At 60.7% G+C, this 8,429-nt stretch carries 9 protein-coding genes; all 9 read right to left on the bottom strand.

Annotated features, from left to right (window positions below; genetic code table 11):
* A partial coding sequence (locus CMN27_RS02140) for a transposase (RefSeq protein WP_293623757.1) occupies positions 1-314 on the bottom strand: 314 nt, incomplete at its 3' end.
* Positions 315-492: 178 nt separating this feature from the next.
* Positions 493-813 (bottom strand): hypothetical protein, encoded by a 321-nt coding sequence (locus CMN27_RS02145; RefSeq protein WP_293623758.1) that lies wholly within the window; start codon positions 811-813, stop codon positions 493-495.
* A gap of 1 nt (position 814) precedes the next feature.
* Positions 815-1,297, bottom strand: a complete 483-nt coding sequence (locus CMN27_RS02150; protein ID WP_293623759.1) for a hypothetical protein — start codon at positions 1,295-1,297, stop codon at positions 815-817.
* A 4-nt stretch (positions 1,298-1,301) separates the two neighbouring features.
* Positions 1,302-1,415, bottom strand: a complete 114-nt coding sequence (locus CMN27_RS17415) for a helix-turn-helix domain-containing protein (protein ID WP_366515389.1) — start codon at positions 1,413-1,415, stop codon at positions 1,302-1,304.
* Between the two features lie 298 nt (positions 1,416-1,713).
* Complete coding sequence (locus tag CMN27_RS02155; RefSeq protein WP_293623760.1) at positions 1,714-3,453, bottom strand: JDVT-CTERM domain-containing protein; 1,740 nt, start codon at positions 3,451-3,453, stop codon at positions 1,714-1,716.
* A 251-nt stretch (positions 3,454-3,704) separates the two neighbouring features.
* Positions 3,705-5,876 (bottom strand): malate synthase G, encoded by a 2,172-nt coding sequence (locus CMN27_RS02160; RefSeq protein WP_293623761.1) that lies wholly within the window; start codon positions 5,874-5,876, stop codon positions 3,705-3,707.
* Between the two features lie 96 nt (positions 5,877-5,972).
* Positions 5,973-7,463 carry a RimK family protein gene (locus CMN27_RS02165; protein WP_293623762.1) on the bottom strand — a complete coding sequence of 497 codons (1,491 nt, stop codon included), beginning with the start codon at positions 7,461-7,463 and terminating at the stop codon, positions 5,973-5,975.
* Positions 7,464-7,479: 16 nt separating this feature from the next.
* A complete protein-coding gene (locus tag CMN27_RS02170) occupies positions 7,480-7,956 on the bottom strand; it encodes a GNAT family N-acetyltransferase (RefSeq protein WP_293623763.1) in 477 nt (158 codons plus the stop codon).
* A gap of 37 nt (positions 7,957-7,993) precedes the next feature.
* Positions 7,994-8,429: type 1 glutamine amidotransferase domain-containing protein (locus tag CMN27_RS02175; protein ID WP_293623764.1), on the bottom strand; the 436-nt coding region annotated here is incomplete at its 5' end.

Raw genomic sequence — 8,429 nt, forward strand, 5'->3', positions numbered from 1 at the left:
ATGCCCTTGAAGCGGCCTTGAAACAGGTGACCCGTGCGTCGATGGCGACGGTTGCTGTACTGGGTATAGACGCCATTGAGTTGACGCATCCCCCGGGAGAGGTTGGCGTCCGGTGTCTCGATGACCCGGTGGTAGTAATTGGTCATCAAACAATAGGCATGGCAGACCCAGTTGAAGTCTTGCACGACCTGCCCAAGAATTTCGAGAAAACGTGTGCGATCCGTGTCGTCTTCGTAAGTCGCTTCACGGCGATCACCGCGCGAAGTCACGTGATACAACGCGCTAGAAAACTCGATTCGGATGGGTCGGGCCATACGCCCGGCATTAGCTTGATTCGGGAATCAATGCTACTTAGCTAGACCTGGCCCCGTCTTTCATCCCTGGCCCCTGCTTCTCCCGTGAACGCCGTGGCATTTCCTACTCAGCACAGCAACCAAGTCACTGACGCGGTCATAGCGGGAAAACGTGGTCTATCCCTATTACGCATATTACCTATGTATTCGAATAATGCAGGAAAGACCAATCGAAAATCGCATATAGAAAATAATCAATTCCAAAACAGACCATTACTATTGAGGCCAATAGCCCAGCCAACACGGAAATATCGCTTTCCTCATCAGGGTCGGTCGTATAACTATAAGGAATAAACATAACCTTATTTTCGAGATATCCGCGGATACTCATTAAACCACCGCCGAAGAAAAAGGCTTCGATAAAATTCATACCGTTCAGGCCCTCCGCACGACAAGTAAGAATTATATAAAAAGCCGTCAAAAGTAGAACAGTATTTCGCAGGGCCTTATCTAGACACATGCTAACGCTCGTTTTGCAGAATCCCGGTTACAATTCCTGCGCCTATTCCTACGCCTTGAGAGGCGGCACCAAAGCCACTTGCTTTCGCACCGATTGCTACACCATTACTTACAGTCGCCGGGCCCATTGTTGAATAGCCAGGGTCCGCAGCGATTCTAATTCCGTCTACCCCCAATAAAACACCGCCAGCAACTCGACCCGCTACGGTGAAAGGGGCCAAGACCGCAAACGGCGTCGAAGCGACCTGAACTCTGAATAAGGTCTGATCGAGAGTCTGCTTATTATATTGTTTTGTCGCGGCGCCTTCATGGTTCATGGAACCTGCCATCATCGCGCACTCAACGGTCGCGCAGCGCCCATTTAGGTCTTGGCGCACCATTTTTCCGTTGACTATTTTATACTCGGTGTACTCAGGATCCCGGCTCGCAAACGCAAGGTCATTGAAAGCTTTAGCAAAAGGCAGCGCTGGGGTCAGGTCTATCATCGTACTATTTAGCCGATTTACTGGCTCGCACGATCCTCCCCACCGTCGTGAAATGTACTCCGAAGTGGTCTGCAATTTGCGCGTAGCTGTATCCGCCGCTCGCATGGCACGCCGCAATCGCCTCGTCTCGCTTGGCGTGTCGGCGGGCACTAGCATCTAGCGGTTGCGGCGGCGCCCGGCCATACGCCCGACATTAGCTTGGTTTAGGAATCAATGCTACTTATCTAGACCTGACCCCATCATGTGACCCATCATGCACCCGGAAAGAATGACCGTCTTAATAGTAACCGAGCATATAGCCTCGAAAAACCGGGCCTTTGACGCTGCGACAAACAAACGATCCTTGTACTAGAGTGAGTCCGGCGCGCCCGGACTCACTGTCTACGCTTCGCTCTATCTACGCCTTGAGCATCCCGCTACAGCACGTTCGACGCGCGTCGCCGACGTAAAAGCATCAATGAGGCAGCCACACAAAGCACCAAGAACAACGGGTCGAACGGCACGTCCGTATCGGTCATGGTGCAACCACCTCGGCCGCTATCGCTATCATCGCTGTCGCTGTCGCCAGCGCTCGTATCCACGTCCCCGACGACAACCGAAACGCTATCGGTGTTGTTGCCATCGCGCTCGTTCGAATCGAACTGATCAGCGCTAGCCTGTACCGTTGCCTGCAAGCCAGCATTGCGATTCGGCGCGATGGCCCTAAGCCGTGCGGATACGCTTTCGCCTGCATATAGCGGCCCGTCGAGCGTGCAGCGGACCGTACCACTCTCCGGTTGGCTGCAGCGGAGCTTACGATCGCTTGGAGCAGTGGTACCGCTCACGGTCACGTTGCTTACAGCTGCTGGCAAGCGAGCGGTCACGGTCAGACCGGTGGCGCTGCCGATGGCACGGTTGAAGATTTCCGCGCCCGGCAGCGTACTAAGCAGAGGGGCCACGGGGTCGTGATTGTTATCCACAAGCACGTCGAAAGCGATAGTCGAGCCCTGGGCGACGGCGCTCGAATTGGTCGTGATACGCGCGGCGAGATCGACATTTTCGCCCCCAGCAAAGCGACGCAGGAAAACGCTACTCTCCTCGTTAGTGCCGTCTTCGCTCACCAGCGATGCAAAATCGCCATCAGCATCGGAAGAAACACGAACGAGGTCGGGGTCAGGATTGTCGATATCGTCCCGGCTGTATACCTCGACCAGAGCCGACAGTGTTCCGTCGCTGCCGACACGACGAACAAACATATCGTCGTCCCCCTCCAGCCCGACGACGAATTCGTCGTCGCTGGCGGCAACTTCGTACGACGATTGCAACGCCGTGAAAATCGTAAACGGGTCGCCCAGTGCCGCACCTGCGGTAGAAAGCAGTTGACCGACGACCATATCGAAACGGGGCTTCCATACCACGAGTATCGTGCCGTCACCGGCAATCTCGATGATCGGCTGGTCCTCAAAATAATCGGCCCCGGTGACGTCAACGATGCCCAGCGATTTCCCGTCCGCTGCAAAACGCTCCAGTTTGACCGGTTGCTCAGCCAAGGGCGCCGTAAGATACACGGTCGCGAAAGCACCGGATTCCGCTATCGCGACATCGCCGAATCCGGCCAACTGTTGAGGGGCACCCACAGCGGCGCCGTTCGCGTCGTAACGCTGAACGACGGTCGCGCGCGTGGAACCACTATCGGTACCGTGAAGCACGGCAAACTCGCCACTGCTATTCATGTCGACCTTTACGCTGCCGCTACCGTTGGGGTCGAGTACCATTCGATTGCCGATCGGGGCGAGCCGGGAATCATAGAACTGGCCATACAGCGCAGCCCCACCGGCGTCGTCATCGCCAACCCAAACAAGTACGAAATTACCGTTCGCCTGGCCTGCGGCAGCGACGGTACCGCCACCGCAATTGCTACAAAGTGTTTGTAGCCGAGCCTCGGCCCCGGCTGCTTCGCCCAATGGATAATTTCGCGCGAGGATATTGGAACCGTTCAGTCCAAAATCCGATAAATAGATCGCCACAACATTATTCACGGCATCGCTGACGACAGCGACCGTGGAGCGCGTATCTCGCCCCGCCCCCGTATCGACCGGGCGCGCATCCTCAATCGCCTGATCCGGGCCGACCGGATTCGCAAACCCGATCGAAGATAGCCCCAACGCAATCGTCATCCCTACCAGCTCGGCACTACGCCGAATCTTATTCAGAAGCACAGACTCATCCCCCGTTTCTAGAAGCCCAACCCCAATCAATGCACAGCACCCCATACTTTGCGCCTGCCCCCCACCCAGCGTGGCCGCAGGGCCTGGCGGCGTTGATATTAGCTTAAGGCCATGACGACTAGACGGCGCCCGCATAAATTATTTCGCCCACAAAAAAGCCCGGCCGAAGCCGGGCTTTTCGTCGCGGGTAGCGGCTGGTATCAGCCGTTGGCCCGCTTGGCCTTGAGCTCGCGACGGCGCGCGTGCAGGACCGGTTCGGTGTAGCCGGAGGGCTGTTCCAGACCCTTGAAGATCAGGTCGGATGCAGCCTGGAAGGCCACGGAATCGTCGAAGTTCGGCGCCATGTTGTGGTAGCTGGCGTCGCCTTCGTTCTGGCGATCCACCACCGCAGCCATGCGCTCGAGGGTTTCGCGCACCTGCTGCTCGCTGGTCACGCCGTGATGCAGCCAGTTAGCCACATGCTGCGAGGAGATACGGCAGGTCGCACGGTCTTCCATGAGCTGGGTGTCGGTGATGTCCGGCACCTTGGAGCAGCCCACGCCCTGGTCGACCCAGCGCACGACATAACCCAGGATGCCCTGGCAGTTGTTGTCGAGCTCTTTCTGGATCTCGTCGTCGGAAAGCTCACGATCCAGCAGCGGGATGGTGAGCATGTCGTCGAGGTAGTCCTCGTTGCGGGATTCCAGCTCGGCCTGGCGTTCCAGCACGTCGCAGCGATGGTAATGAATCGCGTGCAGCGTGGCGGCGGTCGGCGACGGCACCCAGGCACAGTTGGCGCCGGCCTTGGGGTGGCCGATCTTGGCTTCCATCATGTCGGCCATGTTGTCCGGCGCGGCCCACATGCCCTTGCCGATCTGGGCCTTGCCACGCAGACCGGCGGCCAGGCCGGTATCGACGTTGTTGTCTTCGTAGGCCTTGAGCCAGGGCTGGGACTTCATCTCGCCCTTGGGCAGCATCGGGCCGGCTTCCATGGAGGTATGCATCTCGTCGCCGGTGCGATCGAGGAAGCCGGTGTTGATGAAGATGGTGCGCTCGCGCGCCTGCTTGATGCAGGCCTTCAGGTTGAGGCTGGTGCGGCGCTCTTCGTCCATGATGCCCACCTTGAGGGTGTTGGGCGCCATGCCGATGGCCTTTTCGACGGCCTCGAAGAGCTCGACCGTGAAGTTGACCTCGGCCGGGCCGTGCATCTTGGGCTTGACGATATACACGCTGCCAGCACGGCTGTTGGTGTGCGGGCCGTTACGCTTGAGGTCGTGCAGGGCGATGGTGCCGGTGCACAGCGCGTCCAGAATGCCTTCCGGAATTTCGTTGCCGTCGCTGTCGAGCACCGCCGGCGTGGTCATCAGATGGCCAACGTTGCGCACCAGCATCAGGCTGCGACCGGGCAGCGTGAGCGTGGAGCCGTCGGGGGCGGTGTATTCGCGATCGTCGTTGAGCTTGCGGGTGATGGTCTTGCCGCCCTTCTCAAGCGATTCCTGCAGGTCGCCCTTCATCAGGCCGAGCCAGTTACCATACACCAGCGCCTTGTCTTCGGCGTCCACCGCGGCGACGGAGTCTTCGCAGTCCTGGATGGCGGTGACAGCGGCTTCCATGAGCACGTCCTTCACGCCGGCTGCATGATCCTTGCCGACCGGGTCGTTCGCGTCGATCTGGATTTCGGAATGCAGGCCGTTGTTGGTCAGCAGCACGGCCTTGGGTGCCGCGGCGTCGCCCTGATAGCCGGCGAACTGCTTGCTGTCCTTGAGCGTGGTGTGGCTGTCGCCCACGTCCACGGCCAGCGTGTCGTTATCGATGCGATAGGCCGTGGCATCGGCATGCGAGCCTTCCGCCAGCGGGAAGGTGTCGTCGAGGAACTCGGCCGCCCATTCAACGACCTTGGCACCGCGCTTGGGATTGTAGCTGGTGCCCTTCTCGGCGCCGTTGTCCTCGGGGATGATGTCGGCGCCGTAAAGCGCGTCGTACAGGCTGCCCCAGCGTGCGTTCGCGGCGTTGAGCGAAAAGCGTGCGTTGGTGATCGGCACCACCAGCTGCGGGCCCGGCACGGTGGCGATCTCGGGGTCGACGTTGTCGGTGGAGACCTTGAAATCGCCCACATCGCCGACGATGTATTCAAGCTCTTCGAGCAGCTTGCGGTATTCGCCCTTGTCGAAGGCATCGCCGCGGTGTTCGCGGTGCCACTTGTCGAGCGTTTCCTGGATGTCCTCGCGATGACGAAGCAGCTGGGCGTTGCGATCGCCGAATTCGGCCACCAGCGAAGCCAGCGTCTGCCAGAAGGTGTCGGGGTCCACCCCGGTGCCCGGCAGGGCTTTCTCAATCAAATCATGCAAGGGCTTGCCGATCTGCAGGCCCGCTTTTTCGATACGGTCGGTCATAAAACGCCTTTTCTTGTGCCAAACGCGGCCGTTCTGGCGAACGGTCACGAGAATTTGTCAGGTCGGCATCATAACAAAGCACTGCCGACATGGGTTTTACGGCGACCCGGCCCGCCGTTTGCCCGGCGCCCGGGTGCGCTGCTGCAGGCGGTGCAGGAATTCGCCCATGATGCGGTCATACAACGCATCACCCAGCACGGCGTCCTCGATGCCCGCATCCAGGCTCGGGTTGTCGTTGACTTCGATCACGCGGATACCGTCGGCGGTCTGTTTGAGATCGACCCCGTACAAACCGTCGCCAATCAGGTTGGCGGCGCGTACGGCGGTTTCGATCACCTCGGCCGGGGCATCCTCGACCGCCAGGGTGGCCGAATCGCCTTCGCTGTAGTCGCCGCTGTCTTCATGCTTGACGATCTGCCAGTGCCCGCCCGCCATCGCGTACTGGCAGACGTACAGCGGCTTGCCGGCGAGCACGCCCACCCGCCAGTCGAACTCGGTGGGCATGAATTCCTGGGCCAGCGCCAGCTCGGAATCATCGAGCAGGCGCTCGGCGATAGCATCGAGTTCGCTACGATCGTTGGCCTTGAACACGCCTTTCGAGAACGCGCCTTCCGGGGCCTTGAGCACCATCGGAAAACCCAGCAACTCGGGCAGACGCTTGACCTCGCGTTCGCCGAAAATACAGGCGCGCGGCGCGGCGACCTTGTAGCGGGTCAGCAGTTCCGCGAGATAGACCTTGTTCGTACAGCGCAGAATCGAGGTCGGGTCGTCGATCACCACCAGGCCTTCGCGCTCGGCGCGGCGCGAAAAGGCATAGGTATGGTGTGCCAGCCGCGTGGTTTCGCGAATGAAAAGCGCATCGAACTCGGCCAGTCGGCCGAAATCGCGGCGGCCGATGATCTCTACCTCCAGGCCCAGGCGTTTACCGGCGGCCACGAACTTTTCCAGCGCCTCGACATTCGACGGCGGCTGCGGGTCGTCGGCGTCCACGAGCATGGCCACGTCGAAACGTGCGGCCCGACGCTTGCGCGCACCGCGCCAACCCTTGGCAACATGCGCCTGCAGGGCCTGGTCGAGAAACGCCGCCTGCTCGGCGTCCAGCGACCGGATCGACAGCGTGCGCAGCCCGTCGACCGCCACCTTGCCCTCGCGCCGGCGCAGCTCGACATGCAGCAACGGCACGGCGAACTGCTCGAACAGCCGGCGCGCCAGCGGCGCCAGCAACGGGTTTTCGCAGCGACCGAGGTAGACATTGAACGCCGCCGGCAGGCTTGCACGTTCGGCCTCGCTCAGACGGTCCAGATATTCGGCCAGCGCCGGGATTTCGCTGCCATAAATAATCTTGCGTGACAGATCCTGCAGCGTGGCCACCGAGGCGAGCACACGGTGCCCGCGGGCCTCGGCCAGCAGCGAACAGTAATAGCCAAGGCTTTGATAGCGCGTACTGCGACACAGATTGATGACGTGCAGGTCCGCCTCGGCAAACGCCGGGTCGGCCAGATAGTCGTCGGCGAGCACCAGCCGTACCGAAGGCGCGGGCGCTTTCCAGTCCCGCAGAGATTCCACCACCACGATCGGTTCGGCCATAGACGCGTTTTACCCGCTAGTTGTTGAGATGCTTTTCCAGGCGCACACCGTCTTCGTGCCCGCCGTCGCTGCCCGGATAATAATCGACGAGCCGCGCGATTTCGCGATAGCCGGCATCGGCAAACAGACCGCGCGAGGCGCCGTTGGAGAGCCGCGCCTCGGCCCGCATGACGCCACACCCCCTTGCGACAGCCTGGGTGTGCGCGTGTTCCAGCAGCCGACGGGCCATGCCCTGGCCGCGGGCCGCCGCGCCGACCGCGATCGAATAAAGCCGGGCCACGCGGTTGCCACGCCGATAAAGCACGATCACGTCGGCCACGATGACGTCATCAACCACCGCCACCAGAAAATCGCCGTGGGCACGGGCGATGAGATGACGCAGGCTGCGCCGGCTTTGGCCATCCAGCACGAAACAGGCCTGTTCGAGCGCATGAACGCCGGCCAGATCGTCAAGATCGGCAGCACGAATGATAGGCGATGGGGTCACCGGCATGGGCCGAGTATACGCCCGAAACGATCACCGCCAGACGCTATTTAGGCTGCAGCTGGGCCATGAGAATGCGCGCCGTGGCAGTCGACGAGGCCGGGTTCTGGCCGGTGACCAGATTGCCGGCGACTACCACATGCGAAGCCCAGTCCTTGCCGCTCGAAAATATGCCGCCGCTGTCGCGGAGCATGTCTTCCACGCGAAAAGGCACCACGTCGGCCAGACGCACGGCCTGCTCTTCGCTATTGGTAAAGCCGGTGACTTTCAACCCATGCACGAGCGGCCCGCCATGGGCATTCCCATGCCGAAGTACGCCGGGGGCATGACAGACCAGCCCCAGCGGCGTGCCCGCGGCCTGATTGCGTTCCAACAGGGCGATCGAATCCCGATCTTCGGCCAGATCCCAGAGCGGGCCGTGCCCGCCGGGATAGAAGATCGCATCGAAGCGCTCGCCGGCCACCTCGGCCAGTTTCTGCGTG

The sequence above is a fragment of the Salinisphaera sp. genome (assembly GCF_002729955.1).
Lineage (GTDB): Bacteria > Pseudomonadota > Gammaproteobacteria > Nevskiales > Salinisphaeraceae > Salinisphaera.

Coding starts and splice junctions, on each gene's coding strand:
- CMN27_RS02165 (WP_293623762.1), bottom strand. CDS start 7,463: ATGGCCGAACCGATCGTGGTGGTGGAATCTCTGCGGGACTGGAAAGCG.
- CMN27_RS02150 (WP_293623759.1), bottom strand. CDS start 1,297: ATGATAGACCTGACCCCAGCGCTGCCTTTTGCTAAAGCTTTCAATGAC.
- CMN27_RS02170 (WP_293623763.1), bottom strand. CDS start 7,956: ATGCCGGTGACCCCATCGCCTATCATTCGTGCTGCCGATCTTGACGAT.
- CMN27_RS02155 (WP_293623760.1), bottom strand. CDS start 3,453: ATGACGATTGCGTTGGGGCTATCTTCGATCGGGTTTGCGAATCCGGTC.
- CMN27_RS02145 (WP_293623758.1), bottom strand. CDS start 813: ATGTGTCTAGATAAGGCCCTGCGAAATACTGTTCTACTTTTGACGGCT.
- CMN27_RS02160 (WP_293623761.1), bottom strand. CDS start 5,876: ATGACCGACCGTATCGAAAAAGCGGGCCTGCAGATCGGCAAGCCCTTG.